Origin of the sequence: Buttiauxella sp. B2, from assembly GCF_006376615.1 — a bacterium.
Classification (GTDB): domain Bacteria; phylum Pseudomonadota; class Gammaproteobacteria; order Enterobacterales; family Enterobacteriaceae; genus Buttiauxella.
In genome coordinates, this window is record NZ_VEXQ01000002.1 from 347133 (window position 1) to 370280 (window position 23148).

General features: G+C 51.3%; 19 protein-coding genes. 14 read left to right on the plus strand and 5 right to left on the minus strand.

All coding sequences use genetic code 11. From position 1 onward, the window contains the following. Positions 1 to 28: 28 nt before the first annotated feature. From prfA to kdsA, 5 genes are all read left to right on the plus strand, one after another. Positions 29 to 1111, plus strand: a complete 1083-nt coding sequence (gene prfA / locus FH968_RS04870; RefSeq protein WP_139877970.1) for a peptide chain release factor 1 — start codon at positions 29 to 31, stop codon at positions 1109 to 1111. Then, on the plus strand, positions 1111 to 1941 hold the full coding sequence (gene prmC, locus FH968_RS04875; protein WP_139877972.1) for a peptide chain release factor N(5)-glutamine methyltransferase: 831 nt from the start codon (positions 1111 to 1113) through the stop codon (positions 1939 to 1941). The genes prfA and prmC overlap by 1 nt, the downstream gene beginning before the upstream one ends. A 19-nt stretch (positions 1942 to 1960) precedes the next feature. Then, positions 1961 to 2350 carry an invasion regulator SirB2 gene (gene sirB2 / locus FH968_RS04880; protein ID WP_139877974.1) on the plus strand — a complete coding sequence of 130 codons (390 nt, stop codon included), beginning with the start codon at positions 1961 to 1963 and terminating at the stop codon, positions 2348 to 2350. A 3-nt stretch (positions 2351 to 2353) separates the two neighbouring features. Further along, entirely contained in the window at positions 2354 to 3163 is an 810-nt protein-coding gene (gene sirB1 / locus FH968_RS04885) for an invasion regulator SirB1 (RefSeq protein WP_139877976.1), read from the plus strand. Between the two features lie 174 nt (positions 3164 to 3337). Next, positions 3338 to 4192: a 3-deoxy-8-phosphooctulonate synthase gene (gene kdsA / locus FH968_RS04890; RefSeq protein WP_139877978.1), complete on the plus strand. Its 855-nt coding sequence runs from the start codon at positions 3338 to 3340 to the stop codon at positions 4190 to 4192. A 67-nt stretch (positions 4193 to 4259) separates the two neighbouring features. On the opposite strand, the gene chaA is transcribed toward kdsA, so the two are convergent. Continuing rightward, on the minus strand, positions 4260 to 5363 hold the full coding sequence (gene chaA, locus FH968_RS04895; RefSeq protein WP_139877980.1) for a sodium-potassium/proton antiporter ChaA: 1104 nt from the start codon (positions 5361 to 5363) through the stop codon (positions 4260 to 4262). A gap of 280 nt (positions 5364 to 5643) precedes the next feature. Between chaA and chaB the strand changes: the two genes are divergently transcribed. Together chaB and FH968_RS04905 are read left to right on the plus strand one after the other, a co-directional pair. After that, positions 5644 to 5874: a putative cation transport regulator ChaB gene (chaB, locus tag FH968_RS04900; protein WP_139878048.1), complete on the plus strand. Its 231-nt coding sequence runs from the start codon at positions 5644 to 5646 to the stop codon at positions 5872 to 5874. A 277-nt stretch (positions 5875 to 6151) separates the two neighbouring features. Next, a complete protein-coding gene (locus FH968_RS04905; protein ID WP_139878049.1) occupies positions 6152 to 6847 on the plus strand; it encodes a gamma-glutamylcyclotransferase in 696 nt (231 codons plus the stop codon). 45 nt (positions 6848 to 6892) lie between these two features. Here the strand turns inward: FH968_RS04905 and FH968_RS04910 are convergent, their stop codons facing one another. Continuing rightward, entirely contained in the window at positions 6893 to 7138 is a 246-nt protein-coding gene (locus FH968_RS04910) for a DUF1883 domain-containing protein (protein ID WP_139877982.1), read from the minus strand. Positions 7139 to 7390: 252 nt separating this feature from the next. Further along, the gene (locus tag FH968_RS04915; protein ID WP_139877985.1) at positions 7391 to 7744 is read right to left on the minus strand and encodes a DsrE/DsrF/TusD sulfur relay family protein; all 354 of its coding nucleotides are present in this window, start codon (positions 7742 to 7744) and stop codon (positions 7391 to 7393) included. An 81-nt stretch (positions 7745 to 7825) separates the two neighbouring features. Here FH968_RS04915 and FH968_RS04920 point away from each other — a divergent pair, with 81 nt between their 5' ends. The 7 genes from FH968_RS04920 (at position 7826) to FH968_RS04950 (ending at position 20375) form a co-directional block, all read left to right on the plus strand. Next, positions 7826 to 9040 (plus strand): nitrate- and nitrite sensing domain-containing protein, encoded by a 1215-nt coding sequence (locus FH968_RS04920; protein ID WP_139877989.1) that lies wholly within the window; start codon positions 7826 to 7828, stop codon positions 9038 to 9040. Positions 9041 to 9279: 239 nt separating this feature from the next. Next, positions 9280 to 10530 (plus strand): CmpA/NrtA family ABC transporter substrate-binding protein, encoded by a 1251-nt coding sequence (locus FH968_RS04925; protein WP_139877991.1) that lies wholly within the window; start codon positions 9280 to 9282, stop codon positions 10528 to 10530. A 10-nt stretch (positions 10531 to 10540) separates the two neighbouring features. Next, complete coding sequence (gene ntrB / locus FH968_RS04930; protein WP_139877993.1) at positions 10541 to 11422, plus strand: nitrate ABC transporter permease; 882 nt, start codon at positions 10541 to 10543, stop codon at positions 11420 to 11422. A 10-nt stretch (positions 11423 to 11432) separates the two neighbouring features. After that, positions 11433 to 12221, plus strand: coding sequence for an ABC transporter ATP-binding protein (locus FH968_RS04935; RefSeq protein ID WP_139877996.1), 789 nt, complete (start codon positions 11433 to 11435; stop codon positions 12219 to 12221). 10 nt (positions 12222 to 12231) lie between these two features. Beyond that, the gene (nirB, locus tag FH968_RS04940; protein WP_139877998.1) at positions 12232 to 16302 is read left to right on the plus strand and encodes a nitrite reductase large subunit NirB; all 4071 of its coding nucleotides are present in this window, start codon (positions 12232 to 12234) and stop codon (positions 16300 to 16302) included. Beyond that, the gene (locus tag FH968_RS04945; RefSeq protein WP_139878001.1) at positions 16299 to 18896 is read left to right on the plus strand and encodes a nitrate reductase; all 2598 of its coding nucleotides are present in this window, start codon (positions 16299 to 16301) and stop codon (positions 18894 to 18896) included. Before nirB ends, FH968_RS04945 begins: the two co-directional genes overlap by 4 nt. A 78-nt stretch (positions 18897 to 18974) precedes the next feature. Then, positions 18975 to 20375: a YchO/YchP family invasin gene (locus tag FH968_RS04950; protein WP_139878004.1), complete on the plus strand. Its 1401-nt coding sequence runs from the start codon at positions 18975 to 18977 to the stop codon at positions 20373 to 20375. 93 nt (positions 20376 to 20468) lie between these two features. On the opposite strand, the gene narL is transcribed toward FH968_RS04950, so the two are convergent. Together narL and narX are read right to left on the minus strand one after the other, a co-directional pair. Next, positions 20469 to 21119 carry a two-component system response regulator NarL gene (gene narL, locus FH968_RS04955; RefSeq protein ID WP_139878006.1) on the minus strand — a complete coding sequence of 217 codons (651 nt, stop codon included), beginning with the start codon at positions 21117 to 21119 and terminating at the stop codon, positions 20469 to 20471. Further along, positions 21112 to 22896: a nitrate/nitrite two-component system sensor histidine kinase NarX gene (gene narX, locus FH968_RS04960; protein WP_139878009.1), complete on the minus strand. Its 1785-nt coding sequence runs from the start codon at positions 22894 to 22896 to the stop codon at positions 21112 to 21114. The genes narL and narX overlap by 8 nt, the downstream gene beginning before the upstream one ends. Positions 22897 to 23148 lie beyond the last annotated feature (252 nt).

Consider the following 23148-nt stretch of genomic DNA (forward strand, 5'->3'; position numbering starts at 1 on the left):
ACTCTTATTACAAGGTGAAACACCGCCCATGAAGTCTTCTATCGTTGCCAAACTAGAAGCCCTGCAAGAGCGCCATGAAGAAGTTCAGGCTCTGCTTGGTGATGCTGCCACAATTGCCGACCAGGATCGTTTCCGCGCGCTGTCGCGTGAATACGCTCAGTTAAGTGACGTTTCGCGTTGCTTCCTGCAATGGCGCCAGGTTCAGGAAGATATTGAAACCGCACAAAGCATGCTTGATGACCCGGAAATGCGCGAAATGGCGCAAGAAGAATTGAACCAGGCGAAAAGCGACAGCGAAGAATTAGAACAGCAACTGCAAGTATTATTGCTACCGAAAGATCCTGACGACGAGCGCAATGCGTTTGTTGAAGTTCGTGCTGGTACCGGTGGTGATGAAGCGGCTATTTTTGCCGGTGACCTGTTCCGTATGTACACCCGTTACGCGGAATCACGTCGCTGGAAAGTTGAAATTCTGAGTGCCAATGAAGGCGAGCACGGCGGCTACAAAGAAGTGATCGCCAAAATTAGCGGCGACGGCGTTTATGGCCGTCTGAAATTTGAATCCGGTGGTCATCGCGTTCAACGTGTTCCGGCGACTGAATCTCAGGGGCGTATTCATACGTCAGCCTGTACCGTTGCGGTGATGCCAGAAATCCCTGAAGCGGACTTGCCAGATATCAACCCAGGTGATTTGCGTATCGACACCTTCCGTTCCTCGGGCGCGGGCGGTCAGCACGTTAACACCACCGATTCTGCAATCCGTATTACCCACTTACCAACTGGTATCGTGGTGGAATGTCAGGACGAACGTTCTCAGCATAAAAACAAAGCCAAAGCGCTTTCCGTGTTGGGCTCGCGTATTCGCGCTGCTGAAATGGCAAAACGTCATCAGGAAGAAGCGTCTACACGTCGTAACTTGCTTGGCAGTGGCGACCGTTCAGACCGCAACCGTACTTATAACTTCCCGCAGGGCCGCGTGACTGATCACCGCATCAACGTGACGTTATACCGTCTGGATGAAGTGATGGAAGGGAAACTCGACGCGCTTATCGAACCTATCGTGCAGGAGTTCCAGGCAGACCAGTTAGCGGCGCTGTCTGAGCAGGATTAATGGATTTTAAATACTGGCTACAGCAAGCCATAGCCCAGCTTCAGGAAAGTGAAAGCCCACGTCGTGACGCGGAAATCCTGCTGGGTTATGTCACCAAAAAAGCGCGTACTTTCATTCTGGCCTTTGGTGAAACCAAACTGACAGCCGAGCAACAGCAAGAGCTAAGCGTTTTGCTGGCTCGAAGAATGAAGGGTGAACCTATCGCGCATTTGGTGGGTGAACGTGAATTTTGGTCGCTTCCGTTGCGGGTTTCGCCCGTGACGCTTATCCCGCGTCCGGACACGGAATGCCTCGTCGAGCAAGCGCTTGCCAGAATGCCTGCAACACCATGTTCTGTGCTGGATTTAGGCACAGGAACCGGTGCTATTGCTTTGGCTATTGCCAGTGAACGCCCTGATTGTGACATTACGGCACTTGACTTGATTCCGGAAGCCGTCGAACTTGCGCGCGATAATGCGAGCCGCCTCGGAATAACCAATGTTGAGGTCTTGCAAAGCAACTGGTTTAGTGCGCTCAATACACGGCGTTATGCGTTGATTGTTAGTAATCCACCGTATATTGATGGCGAAGACCCTCATCTTTCGCAAGGTGATGTTCGCTTTGAACCGCGCAGTGCGTTGGTGGCTGATAACCATGGTTTAGCCGATTTACGCACACTGATTGAGTCATCGCGAGACTTCCTGGAGCCTGGTGGTTGGTTGTTGCTCGAACACGGTTGGCAGCAGGCTGTGCAGACCCGCGAATTGTTTGCTGATGCCGGATATACCGAGATACAAAGCTGTCAGGATTACGGTGGTAATGACCGTCTGACAGTAGGACGCTATTTTTAAAGATAAGGAACCGAGCTAAATGGCAACTTACTTCGCGCTCAAACATTTGCATATCCTCACGGTTTTCATTTCCGTGAGCCTGTTCGTTTTACGCTACTGGTGGCAATACCGCGGTTCAGCCATGTCAAACAAGCGCTGGGTGCGCATTGTGCCGCATGTGAATGATACCGTGCTGCTGGTGAGTGGCGTAGCTCTTGTGATGATCACGCATTTTTATCCTTTCACGCCACAAGGTGCATGGCTGACTGAGAAACTATTTGGCGTTATTATCTATATCGTTTTAGGGTTTATCGTGTTGGGCAAACGCCCACGCAGTCAGCAGGTTCGGTGGTTTGCCTTTCTGCTGGCGCTGGTGGTGCTTTACATCATCATTAAACTCGCCACTACAAAAATACCATTACTGGGGTAAGTCATGAGGTCGTTAGCCGATTTCGAATTCAATCAGGCGCCGTTGTGCGAGGGCATGATTTTAGTCTCGCAACTGATCCGTGATGATTTCCCGGCAGAAGAAGTGCGTGTACAACTGGAAAACCTGGCGAGCCTTGCTCGTGAAGAGATTTGCGAAGGTCAGCATCAGGATGTGCAACTCGAAAAATTAATCGAACTGTTTTACGGCCCTTGGGGTTTCAAAGATGCGAGCGGTGTCTATCGTTTATCTGATGCGTTGTGGCTTGATAACGTGCTGACAAAACGCCAGGGGAGTGCAGTGTCGTTGGGTGCCATTTTATTGTGGATAGCCGAGCGCCTCGATATCCCGTTAAATCCGGTTATTTTCCCGACGCAGCTGATTTTACGCGGTGACTGGATGGACGGTGAAATGTGGCTGATTAACCCATTCAACGGCGACACGCTTAACGAGCATACGCTTGAAGTCTGGTTAAAAGGCAATGTTGGGCCGACTGCGGAACTGTTTGACGAAGATTTAGATGAAGCTGACAACGCGGAAGTGGTGCGTAAATTGCTCGACACCATGAAATCCGCTCTGATGGAAGAACGTCAGATGGAGTTGGCATTGCGTACCAGCGAAGCTTTGCTGCAGTTTAATCCGGAAGATCCTTATGAGATTCGCGACCGAGGTTTGATTTATGCTCAACTCGATTGCGAACATGTGGCACTCACCGACCTCAACTATTTTGTTGAACAGTGCCCGGAAGATCCGATAAGCGAGATGATCAAAGCGCAAATTAACGCTATTTCGCAAAAGCAAATTACTTTGCATTAAGACCCATTATTAAGAATAACGGGTAATTATATTAGCCCTAAATAATTCGAGTTGCAGTTAGGCGGCAGGGAGCTTATCTCCAGTCACTTACTTTAGTAAGTGACTGGAGTAAGTGAGTGCCGCCAACACCCCTGCAGTTCGAAGTATGACGGGCAATCTGAATAAGGCGAAAACATGAAACAGAAAGTGGTCAGCATCGGTGATATCAACGTCGCAAACGACCTGCCGTTTGTGCTGTTTGGCGGCATGAACGTACTGGAGTCACGCGACCTGGCAATGCGTATTTGTGAGCATTACGTCACTGTGACCCAGAAACTGGGCATCCCATATGTCTTCAAAGCGTCTTTCGATAAAGCCAACCGTTCATCCATCAACTCTTATCGTGGCCCGGGCCTTGAAGAAGGGATGAAGATTTTCCAGGAACTGAAGCAAACCTTCGGCGTGAAAATCATCACTGACGTTCATGAAGCAAGCCAGGCGCAACCTGTTGCTGATGTTGTTGATGTGATTCAGTTGCCAGCATTCCTTGCTCGCCAGACCGACCTGGTTGAAGCCATGGCCAAAACGGGTGCTGTGATCAACGTGAAAAAACCACAGTTCGTAAGCCCAGGCCAAATGGGTAACATCGTTGATAAATTCCATGAAGGTGGCAATGACCAGATTATCCTGTGTGACCGTGGTGCGAACTTCGGTTATGACAACCTGGTTGTCGACATGCTGGGCTTTAGCGTAATGAAACAAGTTTCTAATGGTGCACCAGTGATTTTCGATGTGACTCACGCACTGCAATGCCGCGACCCGTTTGGCGCAGCATCAGGTGGTCGTCGTGCTCAGGTTGCTGAACTGGCGCGTGCCGGTATGGCAACTGGCCTTGCTGGTCTGTTTATTGAGGCGCACCCAGATCCAGACAAAGCGCGTTGTGATGGCCCATCTGCATTGCCACTGGCGAAACTTGAGCCGTTCCTCAAGCAAATTAAAGCGATTGACGATCTGGTGAAGAATTTCGAGCCGCTGGACACCAGCAAGTAAGCTTTAAAGTTCAGATAGTAAAAAGCCCTTATCGCAAGATAAGGGCTTTTTTTACGCCTCAGGTTTATCAGGCAAAAATCGTCATCAAATAAGCGGCAAACAGCGCAAGGTGTGCAGTGCCGTTCAGCACATTGGTGCGCCCGGTTGAGAACGAAATCTGGCACAGCACGAGTGAGGTGAGCATCACCACTAATTCCGGTGCCCCCAATCCAAAGGTAAGGTCATTGCCGGTCAGCATAGCAATTAGCGTAACCGCAGGTACTGTTAGTGAAATTGTCGCCAGCACGGAACCAAAGAACAGGTTCATTGCGCGCTGAACCTGGTTACTTAATACCGCTTTCAATGCCCCTAAACCTTCAGGGGAGAGAATCAGCAATGCTATCAGGAAGCCGGTAAATTGCTCCGGAGCGTTCAATGTTGTCAGCAGTGACTCCAGTGGCGCAGCGTTCATTTTGGTTACCGAAATAACAGCCACCAGATGCACGACAAGCCATGCTGCATGCCATGTGTTGCTGTGCGCCGAAGGCTTACCATGATGCGGGTCATCGTCATCAGACTCATCTTCATGCTCATAAACAAACAAGCTCTGGTGTGTTTTCGTCTGAATGAGCAAGAACACTCCATACATGGCTGCTGAAATAGCGGCGGCCATTAATGCCTGTCCGGTCGTAAAGTTGCCACCTGGTAGTGCGGTGGGTAACACCAGCACAATCACAGCCAGCGGGAAGAGGGCAATTAAATACTGTTTGATACCAAACAGATTCATATATTGAGTCGCAAACTTGTTGCCACCCAACAGTAATGAGAAACCGACCAGACCACCTGTCACAATCATGATGATGGAATACAGCGTGTCACGCATCAGTGTCGGCGCGGCATCACCGGTCGCCATCAACGCGGAAATTAGACTGACTTCAAGAATAACAACAGAAAGGCTCAAAATAAGGGAGCCGTAAGGTTCACCCAAACGGTGGGCGAGTACATCGGCGTGACGAACAACGCTAAAGGCGCTACTTAAAATACCCACCAGGGCTAAAATGTTTATCCCAACAACCGCTGGCAAAGACTGGCTTCCTCCCCACATCACCAGTACGACCAGCGCCAATGCCGGGAAAATGAGGGAACTCTCCTTATGGCGGGTTTTCACCGCCTCATGTTGAGTTTTTGTCAAAGTACTTCTCCATCTGTGCAGGTGTTAAGCTATTTATTCATTATAGTCGGACATGAAAACCCCGCTAAAATAGCAAAGAATGGTAATTCTCTGCAGAAATTTACTCAGTTTTACCGCTTATACAACAATACTATTACTGATGTATGAAAAACGATGTTTTCAATAATTACCTAAACTAAAACATCAAGATATCGTTTTCATAAAATCAATAATTGATATTTTTTGGCAGAAGCGGATTTGATGTTCCACACTTGAGTTTTACCCAAATGGAGATGACGTGATGCCCTATAAAAACCGCAACGACCTCCCGGAAAGCATTCAGAACACACTTCCTGCCCATGCCCAGGATATTTACAAAGAGGCATTTAACAACGCATGGGATGAATACAAAGACAAAGAAGACCGTCGTGATGATGCCAGTCGAGAAGAAACGGCCCATAAAGTTGCCTGGTCGGCGGTGAAACACGGCTACCAAAAAGGTGATGACGATAAATGGCACAAGAAAACATAAACCCTACATAATGTATTGATATTGATGTTCAAACGCCGCAATACTCCTCAGTATGGCAAGTTAATATGACATTTTTATTGTTTTGTGATCGTCATCAAACTTGCCAGCGTCCCGTTGATTGCTTATGTTCATAGATATGCTGCTCTATAAATAACCGTCCTGGTTCGAGTCACAATGGGTTGGCTGCAACTCGAATTACTGAGGTTATGGAGCAAAAAAAGCCCGGAAGGCGCATCTGACGTAGTCACAAGGAAGTATGCAGTGGCGGAGGTGTATGGTGTTAACGCGTGATTTCTTAATGAAAGCGGATTGTAAGACAGCTTTTGGTTCCATTGAGGAATCGTTGTTGTGGACCTCTGAGCAGCGCTCGGCTTCATTAGCCGCAACGCTTGCCTGTCGTCCCGATAGCAGTTCAGTGTGGATTTTTGGCTATGGTTCCTTAATGTGGAACCCTGCATTTGAATATGAAGAGTCGGCGGCGGGAACGCTCGTCGGCTGGCATCGTGCTTTTTGTCTGCGTTTAACGGCAGGGCGTGGCACTGCGTGTCAGCCTGGTCGCATGCTGGCGCTGAAAGAAGGTGGCCGTACGACAGGGCTTGCCTATCGTATACCCGAATCGATTCTCGAAGACGAGTTGACGCTGGTGTGGAAGCGCGAAATGATCACGGGTTGTTATTTACCCACCTGGTGCAAACTCGAGCTTGATGATAGTCGTGTAGTGAATGCGCTGGTGTTTATCATGGACCCGCGCCATCCGCTCTACGAAGCCGATACGCGAGCTGAAATAATTGCACCGTTGATTGCCGCCGCCAGTGGCCCACTGGGCACTAACGCACAGTATCTGTTCTCGCTGGAACAAGAATTGATGAAGCGCGGCATGCATGATGACTGTCTTGATGAATTGGTAAATAAAGTGAGAGCCTGGCTACAACTGCCAGGTGATGAAGGGGATTTACAGCCTGGATTTGCCTGAGAACTAAACGTTCATCCGGCCCTTATTGAGAGCCGGATGAACGAGTTATGCCGCAACGTAGCTAATCGAATGTTCCAGAGACTTGCTATGGCTATCAATAAGTACCTTCCACGTTCCGCTATATGGCACGGTTAAATACGCAGACTGCTTATCTTCTACGCTAAGAATATCGGCCTGAGGTTTACCCGCAGAATTTATTTCGCTCATCAAATGGATATGGCAATTGTTTGAACAGCGAACCACCACGGTATCACCGCCGAAAAGATGCAGACTTGCTTTCACTACTGGCATTTTTTTACTCCGCTATCACATCAAAGTTAGACATCCGCACCGCTGGGCATTTCCCATAATCAGTGACGTTGTTCACAAATTACACTTCATGCATAACACCAGACCCCAGGGTCACAGATGCTGACTTTGATCAAAAAATGCCGTAACGATTCAACTTTAGTGTAGATGCTCTTGAAACCATTCAGCAGATGAGTTTTTATGCGGGAAATATGCGCCAGGCCATCATTAAATTTGGTTTCAGTCGGTGGGTGATTAGAACGTTAAAACTTTATCGGCATTTAGCGTCCATTCCGCCAGTTCTACCAATGTGCCAATTTCTACGCCATCAGCCAGCGGCAGAGCCGTGATCCCACGCCCGTCAGCGCAGGTTTTGCACAGTTTCACCGGCACATTCTGCGCAGTCAGGATCTCAAGCATTTGCTGGATGTTATAGCCCTCAGCCGGTTTCTGTCCGCGCAAACCTGCAGTCACCGCATCAGACATCAGAAACAGTTTCACTTCTGGTTGTGGATGCTGGTCGCATAGCGCAATCGCCAGGCGCAGGCTATTAAACAGAGATTCGCTACCGTAAGCAGCCCCGTTGGCAATAATCACAATCTTCTGCATTTCTTCTCCTTTGCACCTGAAGGCACGATTTTTGCTTATCTGAATCTATCAGAAGCATTACTTGCCGCTCAGGAGCGTTTTATGAAGGCGACCGTCGCTGTGAATCCCACCGCCCGCGACTTTTTAATGGCGGCTCGATCCCGTGGACGCGAACAGTTGCAGGACATTCTGCAAATCGGCGAGCTCACCGGACGGATAGCCAGACTCGCTCATATGCTACAACGTGAGCGCGGTGCTTCCAACATCTGGCTCTGTTCGTCGGGAAGATTGTTTGGCATAGAACGTAAACTTTGCACGCAAGAAGTTGACCGTGAACTTGTCCTTTTCCTGCAGGCTATTGCAGAGCCTGACTACCTGCCTGGCAGCGCACTGTTGGTCAGTCTTGCCTGCGCGTTGCACTACCTGGAACGATTAACGGCGCTGCGTACTGATATTGCCGAACTGCAAACCACGCCGCTCAGAGCAATGGAGCAATTCAATCTCACACTGCGACATTTGCTGAGTATTGTCCCTGAAACCAGCAACGTGGTAGCTGATGCCGGAGTTGCCCGCGCGCTGGCGGCGCTGTTCAGCTTTATGCAGGGAAAAGAATTGGTTGGTCAAGAGCGGGCAATTGGCGCGCTTGGTTTTACGCAGGGTGCATTTAGCGACACGTTACGCCAGCAACTGGTTGATCGTATCGACAGTCAGCAACACTGTTTTGACGTGTTTTGCAGCATGACTGACGAACCACTACGCCTGAAATTCCTGGCCTGCGGTGAGCCGTGTCGGGAAACCGAACAGCTACGTCGGCTGGCTTGTACTTGTTTGATCCCCGATGGTGACGAACCGCAGCGAGCATTGCGTTGGTTTGCGCTATTAACGGCCAGGATTGATACCTTGAAAACGGTAGAGGATGCACTAATCGACGCGGTTATGGCTCAGGCGCAGCAAGCACTTGGACAGACCTTACAACAAGCGCCACTGAGTGAACATGATATTTCCTGTTGGGTAACAGGATATAGCGACCACCAGGTTGAGCATTATCTCGGACGGCATCTACTACCGTTGGTACGCCAGCAGGCACAACAGCTCGAAACAATGGCGCAACAGCTGGCATCACTCCAGGCCTCGCTTGAAGAACGTCATGTTATCGATAAGGCCAAAGCTTTGCTTATCCGCCATCAGGGTTACAGCGAAGAACAAGCCTGGCAGACGCTGCGTAAAATGGCGATGAACCAAAATAAACGCATGGTTGAAGTCGCCAGTGCGATGGTTTCCGTAGCAGATATCTGGCAGCTACCCACTAAGGAGTAGTTGCACAAAGAGTGGGCATTTAGTGCTTTTTTGTGGTGCGTATCACAGCCCTATTTGCCGCAATGTGCCCATTTTCCGTGGTTTCTAAATTGGCACGCGAGTTGCAGTAACAAACTGAATCTCTTTTTTATCTGGATTGCGCCAATGGCGGTGTAATTCGGATTGGACAAAGGCGTCCTTCAATGTGCTGACCCACATTGTTGGGCGCTTTTTTTTTATCTTTTATCAGGATGAAGCCGATGAGCACAAAAAACATAACCCTCTCGCGTCGTCGATTTCTACAGGCGGGAGCCGCGCTAAGTGGAACGTATTTACTGCCTGGTATGATGAACGCTGTTTGGGCAGCAGGTAGCGACAAACCTGAACAAAACACGGTAAAGGTTGGCTTTATCCCACTTACAGATTGCGCATCGGTGGTGATGGCCTCGGTCAAAGGCTTCGACAAAAAATATGGCATCTCGATTGTGCCAAGCAAAGAAGCTAGCTGGGCGGCAGTACGCGACAAAATGGTTTCCGGTGAACTGGACGCGGCTCATGTCTTGTATGGCCTGGTCTACGGGTTAGAAATGGGCATTGCAGGCAAGCAGCTACCGATGGCTAACCTGATGACACTTAACAATAACGGCCAGGCGATAACACTCTCTATGGATTTAGCCCGGCAGGGTGTGACCGACGCGGAAAGCCTGAAAAAACAGGTGGCAAGCAAAGAGCCGGGAAGTTTTACGTTTGCCCACACGTTTCCGACGGGCACACATGCCATGTGGCTTTATTACTGGCTGGCGCAGGCGGAAATTAACCCGTTCACCGATGTCCGTACAGTGGTTGTTCCACCGCCGCAAATGGTGATGAACATGCGTATCGGCAATATGCAGGGATTTTGTGTCGGTGAGCCGTGGAACCAGCGCGCAATCAGCGACGGTATTGGTTTTACTGCCACCACATCGCAATCGATCTGGCCGGATCATCCAGAGAAAATACTGGGCACCCGCAGCGCCTGGGTTGAACAAAACCCCAATACCGCGCGTGCGTTAGTGGCCGCAATCCTCGAGGCATCACGCTGGATTGATGCTAATGACGACAACCGCCGCGAAACCGCCAATGTGCTCTCCGGGCGGGCGTACCTCAATACCAAAGCCGACACGCTGACTGGACGCATGCTTGGGCAATACGACAACGGCCTCGGCAAAAAATGGCAAGACGATCACTCCATGCATTTCTTCCGCGACGGTGAAGTGACCTTCCCGTGGCTTTCCGACGGCATGTGGTTCCTTACCCAGCACCGCCGCTGGGGATTGTTGGACCGCGAGCCAGATTACCTTGCTGTCGCCAAACGCATTAACCGTATCGATATCTATCAGCAGGCTGCTGGCGCAGTAGGCAATGTTTCTGTGCCTGCCAGCCCAATGCGCACCAGCACATTGATGGATGGAAGCATCTGGGATGGCAGCGATCCTGCCGCCTACGCCGCAAGTTTCGCCATTAAACGTTAAGGGGAATGATATGAATACGCCTGCACATAAACCGCCAGCACCTGCGAACAACGCTCAGGTTGCGGAAGTTATCGCACTTTCGCCGGTCACCATTCGCCGCCGTAAACCGCAATGGCGGCAGTTAACCATGAGCTTTTTCCAGCGTCTGGTTCCGGCGGTCCTCGGTATGGGATTGCTGGTGGTCGTGTGGCAAATCGCGGCACTGAACAGCAAAGGTTTCCCAACACCGCTTAGCACGCTTGAATCTGCAATTACGCTGTTTTCCGACCCGTTCTACAACGCAGGACCGAACGATCAGGGTATCGGCTGGAACGTGCTCGCCTCGCTTCAGCGCGTCGCTCTCGGGTTTGGTCTTGCGGCAACCGTTGGGATCCCCGCAGGTTTTCTGATTGGACGCTTTACCTTTCTCGCCCGCATGTTTAATCCGATTGTGGCGTTGCTGCGCCCAGTAAGCCCACTGGCCTGGTTGCCGATTGGTCTGTTGTTGTTTCAAAAAGCTGAGCCGGCCTCCAGTTGGACTATTTTCATCTGCTCAATCTGGCCGATGGTGATTAACACCGCCGAGGGGGTGAAGCGCATCCCTGAGGATTACCTCAACGTAGCCCGCGTACTGAAACTTTCCGAATGGACGGTCATGCGCCGTATTTTGTTCCCGGCGGTATTACCTGCGGTACTTACCGGTGTGCGTTTGTCTATTGGTATTGCCTGGCTGGTGATTGTCGCGGCTGAAATGCTGACAGGGGGTTTGGGTATCGGCTTTTGGATTTGGAACGAGTGGAACAACCTCAATGTTGGAAACATCCTCATTGCAATTGTGATTATCGGTGTCATCGGGCTGCTGTTCGAACAGAGCCTGATGCTGTTGGCTCGTCGCTTCAGCTGGGAAAAATAAGAGACAAATCATGAAAAAAATCATCCAGGTTCAGAATGTCAGCCAGCGTTTTCCCACGGACAGCGGCGAGTTTTTAGCGCTCAACAACGTGAGCTTTGATATTGCTGAAGGGGAAACTATCAGCCTGATAGGCCACTCGGGATGCGGTAAATCCACACTGCTGAATTTAATTGCCGGGATCACACTGCCGTCCGAAGGTGGTTTGCTTTGCAATAACCGCGAAATTGCAGGCCCAGGGCCTGAGCGCGCGGTGGTGTTCCAGAATCACTCTCTGCTGCCATGGATGACCTGTTTTGAAAACGTCGCCCTGGCGGTGGATCAGGTGTTTCGCCGCACCATGAATCGCGCTGAGCGCCGCGAATGGATTATCCACAATCTGGAACGAGTGCAGATGGGGCATGCCATAAATAAACGCCCTGGGGAGATTTCCGGCGGCATGAAACAGCGTGTTGGCATTGCCCGCGCACTGGCAATGAAACCTAAAGTTCTGCTGATGGATGAACCGTTTGGCGCGCTGGATGCATTAACACGCGCCCATTTGCAGGATGCGGTAATGCACATCCAGCAGGAACTGCACACCACCATTGTGCTCATCACGCATGATGTGGACGAAGCGATTCTGCTTTCCGACCGCGTGCTGATGATGACTAACGGCCCGGCGGCGACAGTAGGCGAAACGTTACATGTTGATTTGCCGCGTTCACGCAACCGCGTTGAACTGGCGGAAGACCGCCGCTATCACCACCTGCGCCAGCAAGTGCTGCGTTTCTTGTACGAAAAACAGCCAAAGGTTGCCTGAGGAGCCGCTCATGAAGCTGCGACGTCTGATTGTTATCGGTAACGGCATGTCCTCTATTCGTCTGGTGGAGCAAATTGTGGCTCGCGCCCAGAGGCGCTTTGCCATCACCATTTTTGGCGGGGAGCCAGAGCTTAGCTACAACCGTATTCTGCTTTCGCCAGTGCTGGCAGGGGAGAAGCACGCTAACGCGACGCGGTTGCATGATGCTGCCTGGTATCTTTCCCACAACATTGAGCTGTTAACGGGTGAAGAGGTGTTGGATGTGGACACTCAGCGTCAGACCGTTCGCTCGGGCAAACGTACGCTTGAATATGACGAACTTGTTTTTGCTACTGGTTCTCTACCGTTTATTCCGCCGATTGATGGACATTGGTTACCTCACGTTCATGGTTTTCGTACGTTGGCAGACGTTGATGCAATTCTCAATGGCCAGGGGAATGTGGTGGTGCTCGGCGGCGGTTTGCTTGGTGTAGAAGCCGCAGCCGCACTTTGCGCGCGTGGTATTCCGGTCACGTTGGTTCATCGCCAGCCGTGGCTGATGGATATTCAACTTAATCAGCAGGCAGGTGTTCTTCTTGAACAATACCTCGCAGAACGTGGCATTTCTTGTCAGCTCAATTGCGGCATTGCCCGCATCAATACAAATAATGTGGAGTTGAGTAATGGTGCCGTGCTATCTGCCGGACGAGTGATTATCGCCACCGGTGTGAAACCCAATGTTTCTCTGGCGCAACGCGCGGGTATTTCCTGTGAGCGCGGCATTCTCGTTGACGGCCAGATGCGCAGCGCTGTGGCTCACGTTAGTGCGTTAGGTGAGTGTTGCGAAATTGACGGAAAAACGTGGGGATTGGTTGCACCTTGCCTGCAACAGGCTGATGTATTAGCCGCTCGCCTGTGTAAAGAAACAACGCATGATTTTCACTACGTTGACCGTGGAACTCGTCTCAAAGTCAGCGGCATTCCGCTGTTTTCGGCTGGGGCTTTCAACGAGAAACCTGACACCCGCATATTCACGGCTTTTGATCCCCTGACAAAACATTATCGCTGCCTGCATATGTGTGGCAACAGGCTCACTGGTGCATTGCTATTGGGTGATATCACGTCTGCCAACGCGCTAACCGACATTTTACTCAGCGCGACACCCGTTACGCCGGACGTGCTGTTTGATGAATACCACTCTGATGAGCAGCCGGTGGCTGCCGGAAATGACGACATGACAAAAGCAACGTTGGTAGTGATTGGTCACGGTATGGTCGGGCACCATTTTCTGGAACAGTGCGTGACGCTGCAACTGCACGAAAGCTATCACATCGTGGTGTTCGGTGAAGAACGTCATCCGGCCTATGACCGAGTTCATCTATCAGAGTATTTTGCCGGACGTAGCGCAGAATCACTCTCCATGGTGCAAGGTGATTTCTTTAATCAGAATGGGATAGAACTTCGCTGCCAGAGCAAAATTGTAGCGGTTGACCGCCAACAGCGCCTGGTACGAGACAGTGAAGGTCATGAAACTCACTGGGACAAACTGGTGCTGGCGACAGGGTCTTTTCCCTTTGTGCCACCCGTTCCGGGTAACGACCTTCCTGGCTGTTTTGTTTACCGTACGCTCGACGACCTGGACGCCATTGCTGAACGTGCGCGTAATGCTACACGCGGCGTGGTGATCGGTGGTGGTCTGCTGGGGTTGGAAGCTGCGAATGCGCTCAAACAGCTTGGCCTGGAAACCCATGTGGTGGAGTTCGCACCAAACCTCATGGCGGTGCAGCTTGATAATGCGGGTGCCAATATGCTTCGTGAGAAAATTAGCGGCATCGGCGTACAAGTACACACCAGCAAAGCAACCACGGCGATCACAGATGCAGACGGTTTGCAGCTTAATTTTGCTGACGGCGAAACGCTAGACACCGATTTAATTGTCTTTTCTGCGGGTATTCGCCCACAGGATGCACTGGCCCGAAGCTGCGAACTGGAACTGGGTGAACGCGGTGGCATTGTGATTAATGACAACTGCCAAACCAGCGATAACAGCATTTACGCTATCGGGGAGTGTGCGCTGTGGGAGGGGAAAATCTATGGTCTGGTGGCGCCGGGATATCAAATGGCACGCGTTGCGGCGGCAAACCTGGCCGGTCAGGAATCTGCATTCCATGGTGCAGACATGAGTACCAAACTGAAATTACTAGGCATTGAAGTTGCCTCGTTTGGCGACGCGCACGGGCGCACATCCGGTAGTCAGAGTTACCAGTGGACCAATGGCCCACAGCAGATCTACAAAAAAATCGTGGTTTCCGCCGATAACAAAACATTGCTTGGCGGTGTGTTGGTGGGCGATAGCCAGGAATACGCCACGCTTGTGCAGATGATGCTTAACGGGATGGCATTGCCCGCGCAACCGGAAAGCCTGATTTTGCCTACCATGGCAGGCGGTGGTGCAAAAGGCTTGGGTGTAGCGGCACTTCCCGATACCGCACAGATTTGCTCCTGCCATAACGTCAACAAAGCGGATATTTGTGCGGCGGTGAGCAATGGTGCTGGCGACATCGGAGCGATTAAAACCTGTACTAAAGCGGCTACGGGCTGTGGCGGTTGCACGGCGCTGGTCAAACAGGTGATGGAATACCAGTTGCAGGAGCAGGGCGTGGAAGTGAAAAAGGATATCTGCGAACACTTCCCGTACTCACGTCAAGAGATTTACCACCTGGTGCGCGTTAACCATATTCGCAGTTTTGAACAGCTGATTAGCCGTTACGGGCACGGCCACGGTTGCGAAATTTGTAAACCTCTCGCGGCCTCGGTTCTGGCCTCATGCTGGAATGAATACTTGCTCAAACCAGCCCATCTTCCGCTGCAAGACACCAACGATCGCTATTTCGCCAACATCCAAAAAGATGGCACGTATTCTATTGTGCCGCGAGTTCCTGCTGGGGAAATTACTCCAGATGGGCTGATTGCCATCGGCCAGGTGGCAAAGCGTTACCAGCTTTACAGTAAAATTACCGGCGGCCAGCGCATCGATTTATTTGGTGCCCGTCTAGATGATCTGCCCGCTATTTGGCAAGAATTGGTCACGGCAGGATTTGAAACTGGGCATGCCTACGGGAAATCATTACGTACGGTGAAATCCTGCGTCGGTTCAACCTGGTGTCGTTACGGAGTGCAGGATTCTACTGGCCTCGCGATAGAACTTGAGAACCGTTACAAAGGACTGCGTTCGCCGCATAAAATTAAAATGGCGGTATCTGGCTGTACTCGTGAATGCGCAGAAGCACAGAGCAAAGATATCGGCGTGATTGCCACCGACAAAGGCTGGAACCTTTACGTTTGCGGCAACGGCGGTATGAAACCACGCCATGCGGATCTGTTCGCCAGTGATTTGGACCGCGATACGCTTATCCACACTATCGACTGCTTGCTGATGTTTTACATCCGCACCGCTGACCGTTTACAACGCACCAGCACCTGGCTGGATAACCTCGAAGGCGGCATTGAATATCTCCGCGATGTGATACTCAACGACAGCCTTAACCTTGCTCAAGAGCTGGAAAAAGAGATGGTGAGCGTGGTGGATGCTTACCAATGTGAATGGCAAACCACGCTCAACAACCCAGACAGTCTCGCGCTGTTCCGTTCTTACGTTAACAGTGAACAAACGGATGAAGCAGTGCAGCGACAGAATCTGCGTGGGCAATTACAACCGGTGACGGACGTTGTTCATCCACAAGCGAATGCTCCGGTTAAGCCGTGGCAAGCCGTGTGCGATATCAACGCAATTCCGGCTCAGGCGGGCATTGGTGCGCGCCTGGGCGAGCTGCAAATCGCGCTGTTCCGTTTTGGCGATGCCATCTATGCGCTCGATAACCTTGAGCCAGGCAGCGATGCCAATGTGCTTTCGCGCGGCATATTGGGTGATGCGTCGGGCGAGCCAATTGTTATCTCGCCACTTTACAAACATCGTATTCGCCTGCGCGACGGGCGTACGCAAGACGGTGAGCTGGCTGTTCGCGCCTGGCCGGTGAAAGTTGAACAGGGCACCGTATGGGTGGGTAGCCAGGCGCTGATTATGCGAGCGGAGGCATCATGAACGGCGTGGTGCGTTCTACTTGCCCGTACTGCGGTGTCGGTTGCGGAGTTGAAGCTCGTAAAACCGAAGCGGGAAATTATGCGATAAATGGCGACCCGCAGCATCCAGCAAATTTCGGGCGGTTGTGTGTGAAAGGTGCGGCTCTGGGCGAAACACTGGGTCTTGAAAACCGTTTGTTGTATCCGGAAATCAATGGTGAGCGCGTGAACTGGGACACGGCGCTGGATGAAACAGCGAATCGTCTGAGCGCCATCATCGCGGAGTTTGGCCCAAAAGCCGTGGCGTTTTATGCCTCCGGGCAGTTACTGACTGAAGATTATTACGTCGCCAATAAACTGATGAAGGGATTTATTGGTGCTGCCAATATCGACACAAATTCACGATTATGTATGTCGTCGGCCGTGACGGGCTACAAGCGTGCATTTGGCGCAGATTACGTGCCGTGTAGCTATGAATATCTGGAGCAAACGGATCTGATAGTGCTGGTGGGATCTAACGCCGCCTGGGCGCATCCGGTGTTGTATCAACGCCTGGTACAGGCCAAACAGCAGCGCCCGCAGATGAAAGTGGTGGTTATCGATCCACGTCGTACCGCCACCTGCGATATTGCAGATTTGCACCTGGCGTTACGCCCCGGTAGTGATGCTGGTTTGTTTGTCGGATTGCTGCATTTCTTACAACAACGGGCATTGCTTGAGCCCGAAAAATTTGACGGACAAGCCGAAGCATTAAAAATAGCCGCAGACTGGAGCCTTGCGAAATGCGCCGATTTTTGCCAATTAGCGCAGGAAGATGTGCTGACTTTCTGGCAATGGTTCGACGAGGCTGACCGGGCGATGACGCTCTACACCATGGGAATCAACCAATCGTCCAGCGGTAGTGATAAATGCAATGCGATTATTAATGTCCACCTTGCGAGCGGAAAAATCGGACGACCAGGTTGCGGCCCATTTTCGCTGACCGGACAGCCAAATGCGATGGGTGGGCGTGAAGTGGGTGGGCTTGCGAATCAGCTTGCCAGCCATATGAATTTTGAACCTGAGGATATCGCAAAGCTCGGGCGTTTTTGGGGTAGCGAGCGTATCGCACAAACACCAGGGTTGATGGCGGTAGAACTGTTTGCAGCGATTGGGTGTGGCGAGGTGAAAGCGGTATGGATTATGGGCACTAATCCGGTGGTTTCACTGCCGGATGCATCCCGCGTTGCACAAGCTCTGGCGAATTGTCCATTAGTGATTGTCTCTGACGTGGTTCGCGAAACCGACTCCTCGCGGCTGGCTACAGTCAGGTTTCCAGCGCTGGCCTGGGGTGAAAAAAACGGTACGGTTACCAACTCTGAACGCCGTATTTCACGCCAGCGTTCATTTTTGCCCGCTCCGGGCGAAGCACGCGCCGACTGGTGGATTATTTCGCAAATCGCCCAACGGTTGGGGTATCACGAAGCATTCAACTGGCAGAGTCCCAGTGAAATTTTCAGCGAGCATGCAGCGCTTTCGGGTTACGAGAACAACGGCACGCGGGCCTTTGATATCAGTGAGCTGGATAATCTGAGTTGCGAGCAATATGACGCACTGGAACCTGTTCGTTGGCCCGTGAAAAGCGATAATGATGCAACATTCAGAAGCTGGCGGCCTAACGGGAAATTCCAGTTATTACCGGTCGAACCGGGTTTGCCCCAGGCTATGGCCGAGCACACTTATCCGTTGATCCTCAATACAGGGCGTATTCGCGACCAGTGGCACACCATGACGCGTACCGGCGGTGTGCCGCGTTTGTTGCAGCATATCAACATGCCATTTCTCGAAATTCATCCCTATGATGCGAAGCGTTACGGTGTCACTCATGGCGAGCTGGCAAGACTTGCATCGCGTTTAGGTGGAATGGTGGCGCGAGTACTGGTGAGCGACAGCCAACTGCCGGGAAATGTGTTTGTACCCATGCACTGGAGCCAGTGGTTTGCCCGTAAAGGGCAGGTTAACAGCCTGGTGGCGAGCGTGTGTGATCCGCATTCTGGACAGCCCGAGAGCAAGCAAACAGCAGTGCGTATTCAGCGCTGGGAACCTGCGTGGCAGGGAGAAATCTTCTCCCGTGAAGACATCGCATTTGCCGCTGATATTCAATGGTGGCGCCAGGCCACTGACGGTGTGCAGCATTTTCTTTGTGCTGCAGACAGTACGGCGCAATCGTGGATTGAAACACTGACCACCGGCCGAGGATGGCAATTGCAAACGGCTAACGGTGGTGGGCAGTTTTACCATTTACTCGCCTGGCGTGACGGTGAACTACAACTGGCATTTTATGCAACCAGTGTCTGGCCTGAAATTAATACAGGGATCGTGGCAGCAGCTTTTGCTAACGCACCTGAAACGCCAGCCGAACGTCACCGTTTATTAGCCGGAAAAGCAGCAGATACAGCCGTCAGTCCAGGAGCAATGGTATGTAGCTGTTTTGGCGTAGGAGAAAAAACGATTCTTGCGGCTATCGCTACCGGGTGCCAATCGGTGGCGTTGTTGGGCGAAAAATTACGATGTGGCACTAACTGCGGATCTTGTATTCCTGAACTCAACAGGCTGCTCATCAAACCAACCCTTTAAAGAACTGATAATCACCGGAGTAATCTGTGTTTATCAGTTTAAGAATGATTTGCAGTGACGTGATGTTATAATTTCCAGATGTTTAGAAAAGCTGTGCCATTTTTCACCCTGTCATTCACACTCCTCTACGCAGGAGGGGTTGCCAGTACCCCGAAGACCTTTACCGAAAAAGCCGCTGACCCTTTCGACCAGAACACCCAACAATTACCTGATATGGGCATTGCGCCGGAAACCGATGCCGCAGCGCGCGAAATCGCAGCGATGGCAAAAAAATTCGGTGAAGAAAGCATGATTGATAACGGGCTGGATACCGGCGAACAGGCGCGTATGTTTGCTTTCTCCCAATTGCGTGATGTGCTGACCAGCAAAGTAACCAACGAAGCCGAATCGCTGCTTTCGCCGTGGGGGAAGGCCAGTATTAACTTGCTGGTGGATGAGCACGGTAACTGGAACGGTAGCAGTGCCTCGTTATTTACTCCCTGGGAAGATAACAACCGTTATTTGACCTGGAGTCAGGTCGGTTTTACACAGCAAGATGATGGAACAGTGGGCAATATTGGTGCCGGGCAGCGTTGGGTGGCCGGTCAATGGTTGTTGGGATATAACGCATTTTACGACAATCAACTCGCCAGTAATTTGCAGCGCGCCGGATTTGGTGCCGAAGCGTGGGGCGAGTATTTACGTCTTTCAGCGAACTATTATCAACCGTTAGCCGGTTGGCAGGCAGGAAATAGTGAAACGGTGGAGCAACGCATGGCGCGCGGCTATGACTTGACTGCGCAAGCCTGGCTCCCGTTTTATCGCCATATCAACACCAGCGTCAGCCTTGAGCAGTATTTTGGCCAAAGTGTTGATCTGTTTGATAACGGTACCGGCTATCGCAATCCCGTTGCGGTGACGATGGGGCTGAATTACACCCCCATTCCGTTGTTGACGCTCACCGCGCAGCATAAACAGGGAGAAAGTGGCGAATCGTTGGATAACCTGGGTCTTAAAGTGAATTATCGTTTTGGTGTGCCAATTGAAAAACAGCTTTCTGCTGCTGAAGTTGCCACCACCAGTTCACTGCGCGGAAGCCGTTATGACAACGTAGAACGTGATTCTCTGCCGGTGGTGGAGTATCGCCAACGCAAAACGTTATCGGCATTTTTGGCTACACCACCCTGGGAATTACATCCAGGTGAAACGGTGGCTCTTAAGCTGCAAATCCGCGCCAGCCACGGCATTCGAAGTATTACCTGGCAGGGCGATACTCATGCGCTTAGTTTGACACCGCCTGGGAATAACCGCGATACCAATGGCTGGAGCATGATTATGCCGACGTGGAGCGCAACAGGGCCGAATGAATATCGTCTTTCGGTGGTGATTGAGGATGATAAAGGCCAGAAAGTGACGTCTAACTGGATTACCCTAAAACTGGCTGAACCATTGCTGGTAAACCCGGTTGAAGATCCGCGTTATATGTTACTTCCTGAATAACCACAAGTTAATGTCGGATGTCGCTGAGCGAATCCGACCGACGAAAACTCATTGTAGGGTGGATTAGCGTTTAGCAATATCCACCGTTTTACCTCAAAATATACGATCCTGATGTACCCACACTGCCGCTTCAACGCGAGACTTCAATTTCATCTTTTTCAGCAGATGCTTAACGTGGACTTTCACCGTGCTTTCGGTGATATCCAGACGCCGAGCAATCATCTTATTGGGCAAACCTTGGGCAATCAGTTTCAGAATGTCGCGCTCGCGCGGGGTTAGCAGATTAACATCGCGGTCAGAGGTGGCGCGGTTGGCGCGTAAGCTTGCGGCCAGAACCGGTGTCAGCGCTTCGCTTAATACCATTTCGCCTGCTGCAGCTTGTTGCAGTGCTTTGAGTAAATCTTCCGGTTCCATGTCTTTGAGCAGGTAACCATCTGCACCTCTTTTCAGCGCAGTGACGACATCTTCTTCATGGTTAGAGACGCTAAAAACGACGATGCGGCCAGAAAGTGGCTTTTCACGCAGACAATCCAGCGTTTCCAGACCATTCATGCCAGGCATGTTTAAATCCAGTAGGATTAAATCCGGGTCGAGTTCCTCGGCAAGCTGCACGCCTTGTTCCCCATTACCCGCTTCACCCACCACGGCCAGTTCCGGTGCCATGCTAATGAGCTGTTTGACGCCAGTACGCAGCATGGGATGATCGTCGATAAGCAGTATGGTCGAGGTTTCCGGGTTACTCATGGTTTGCTCCTGTGTCTGATTCGGGGATAAAGCTTACGATGACCTGGGTGCCGCCACTTGGGCGCGCACGTACCTGACAGTCACCTTTCAGGCTTTGAGCGCGGTCTCGCATAATAATAAGGCCGTAATGGTTGCGGCGCTCACCGTTGTCGGGAATACCACGGCCATTATCCCATATGGTTAACGTTATTTGATTGTCATGATGTATCACGCTTACCCCGCAAGCGGTGGCACAAGCGTGTTTAAGGCTGTTATTGAGCGCTTCTCGGGTGATTTGCACCAGATGGATCGCCTGATGCGACGGCACCAGACGCGGTGGCACCTGATAATCAAGCATCACCGGGAAACCCAACTTCTCACTAAATTCAAGGCAACTGGCTTCCAGCGCTGGGCGCAATCCTGGTTCGGTTAATTGCAGACGGAAAGTGGTCAGCAATTCTCGTAATTGTCGCCATGATGTATTCAGCTCACTGCGCATTTGGCCAAGCAAACTCTGCATCTCAGTAGGTAGTGTTGCCCCTTGCATTTGCAGACAACTGACCTGCATTTTCAGGCAAGAAAGCGATTGTGCAATGGAGTCGTGAAGCTCGCGTGCAATGGCGGAACGTTCTTCCATTACCACCAGTTGCTGCTGGCGTTCGTATTGCCGTTCGAGTGCAAGGGTTGCGGTTAACTGCTCAATCAGGGTTAAAATCAACTGTTGTTGGTCGTGCGTCAGGCTACTGCCGAGCGGTAATTGCGCCAGCACCAGGCCGTATTGAACATGGTTGTCCGTCAAGCGCCATTTTTGCGCGGTGGTTTCGCATGGCTGCAGGATGGGTTCGCGAGGGCAAAGGTTGCAACCGCTGGCGTCACAACTGCTGTCGGGTTGATAAGTATATTCTTCGTAATTTTCTTCATCTTCGCATTCATAAACTCGCAGCTCGATATTACGCAGCGGCGTTAAATGTTGTAACTCGCTGAGAACCGGAGACAGACGCTGGCATAACGGAGCCTGTGAATGCAAACGGCGGTTCGCCTGATAAAGAAAAGAAAGTATCTGGTTTTTTTGCTCAAGCCCGGCGGTTTTCTCACGCACGCGCTGTTCAAGGCTTGCATAGCTCTCAGCCAGTTCTGCGGACATGCTGTTTAACGCAATGCCCAATGTCGCCATTTCATCGCGACCACTGACATTCACGCGGTGGGTAAAATCCCGCTGTCCAATCGCTTGCGCCATAGCCAGTAATTTCCGCCACGGACGTAGCAGCCTTTTGCGCAGCCAGATAACAGTGAAAATAATCAGCAACCCCATTAACGCCGCCATTCCAAGTTGTAGCTGGATAATACGGTGCAAACGCATTTCCGTGGTGTGATCAAATGTGGTCACTAACTGGTCGATACGTTCGACAAAACTGGCAACATGCGGCCTGACTTGTTCATTGTTCGTCGCATCGCGCAATGCAGGCTCCAACTCTTCGCGCCAGTAATGTTGCAGTGCCGCTAATTTCTCTTGCTGCCCATCCTGTTCCGCCGCTTGTTGTAAATCTGTGCTCCAGGTGGTTTCTTCCATCTCATCTAGCAGTGCATTGTCTTTTTCGGTCAGTGGTATAGCCGCGAGCAGGCGATAGCTTTGCATCCGCATCGAACCGGCTTTATTGATGGCATGTGCGTTTCCCTGAATTCCCTGTGCCAACCAACCTGCCAGGCTCATTCCCGCAACACCCAGCAGTGCCAACAACAGCACAATCAATGCTAGTTGGTTGAACAAAGTGAGGGGAGACAGCAGGCGCTTTAGCATAAACAGGTGTATTCCAGGGTAAAAGAAAGGGGAGTGCGAGTATTCTCAGACATCGCCTGGAGTATACCCATACCCCTTCGGGGTTACCTACTAATTGCCATAGGTGGCATGTCGCAGTGTAAGGTCCCTAACACCTGCTTTCAGCCATGTGAAAAACCACACTATTTTCATTTTTCATCCTTACTCATTAAGAGTAATGGCGGATTTTTAGCCGATATTAAGATGGTTTATCCCTTGATTCACATCAATTTT

Coding starts and splice junctions, on each gene's coding strand:
- prfA (WP_139877970.1), top strand. CDS start 29: ATGAAGTCTTCTATCGTTGCCAAACTAGAAGCCCTGCAAGAGCGCCAT.
- prmC (WP_139877972.1), top strand. CDS start 1,111: ATGGATTTTAAATACTGGCTACAGCAAGCCATAGCCCAGCTTCAGGAA.
- sirB2 (WP_139877974.1), top strand. CDS start 1,961: ATGGCAACTTACTTCGCGCTCAAACATTTGCATATCCTCACGGTTTTC.
- sirB1 (WP_139877976.1), top strand. CDS start 2,354: ATGAGGTCGTTAGCCGATTTCGAATTCAATCAGGCGCCGTTGTGCGAG.
- kdsA (WP_139877978.1), top strand. CDS start 3,338: ATGAAACAGAAAGTGGTCAGCATCGGTGATATCAACGTCGCAAACGAC.
- chaB (WP_139878048.1), top strand. CDS start 5,644: ATGCCCTATAAAAACCGCAACGACCTCCCGGAAAGCATTCAGAACACA.
- FH968_RS04910 (WP_139877982.1), bottom strand. CDS start 7,138: ATGCCAGTAGTGAAAGCAAGTCTGCATCTTTTCGGCGGTGATACCGTG.
- FH968_RS04915 (WP_139877985.1), bottom strand. CDS start 7,744: ATGCAGAAGATTGTGATTATTGCCAACGGGGCTGCTTACGGTAGCGAA.
- FH968_RS04920 (WP_139877989.1), top strand. CDS start 7,826: ATGAAGGCGACCGTCGCTGTGAATCCCACCGCCCGCGACTTTTTAATG.
- FH968_RS04925 (WP_139877991.1), top strand. CDS start 9,280: ATGAGCACAAAAAACATAACCCTCTCGCGTCGTCGATTTCTACAGGCG.
- ntrB (WP_139877993.1), top strand. CDS start 10,541: ATGAATACGCCTGCACATAAACCGCCAGCACCTGCGAACAACGCTCAG.
- FH968_RS04935 (WP_139877996.1), top strand. CDS start 11,433: ATGAAAAAAATCATCCAGGTTCAGAATGTCAGCCAGCGTTTTCCCACG.
- nirB (WP_139877998.1), top strand. CDS start 12,232: ATGAAGCTGCGACGTCTGATTGTTATCGGTAACGGCATGTCCTCTATT.
- FH968_RS04945 (WP_139878001.1), top strand. CDS start 16,299: ATGAACGGCGTGGTGCGTTCTACTTGCCCGTACTGCGGTGTCGGTTGC.
- FH968_RS04950 (WP_139878004.1), top strand. CDS start 18,975: ATGTTTAGAAAAGCTGTGCCATTTTTCACCCTGTCATTCACACTCCTC.
- narL (WP_139878006.1), bottom strand. CDS start 21,119: ATGAGTAACCCGGAAACCTCGACCATACTGCTTATCGACGATCATCCC.
- narX (WP_139878009.1), bottom strand. CDS start 22,896: ATGCTAAAGCGCCTGCTGTCTCCCCTCACTTTGTTCAACCAACTAGCA.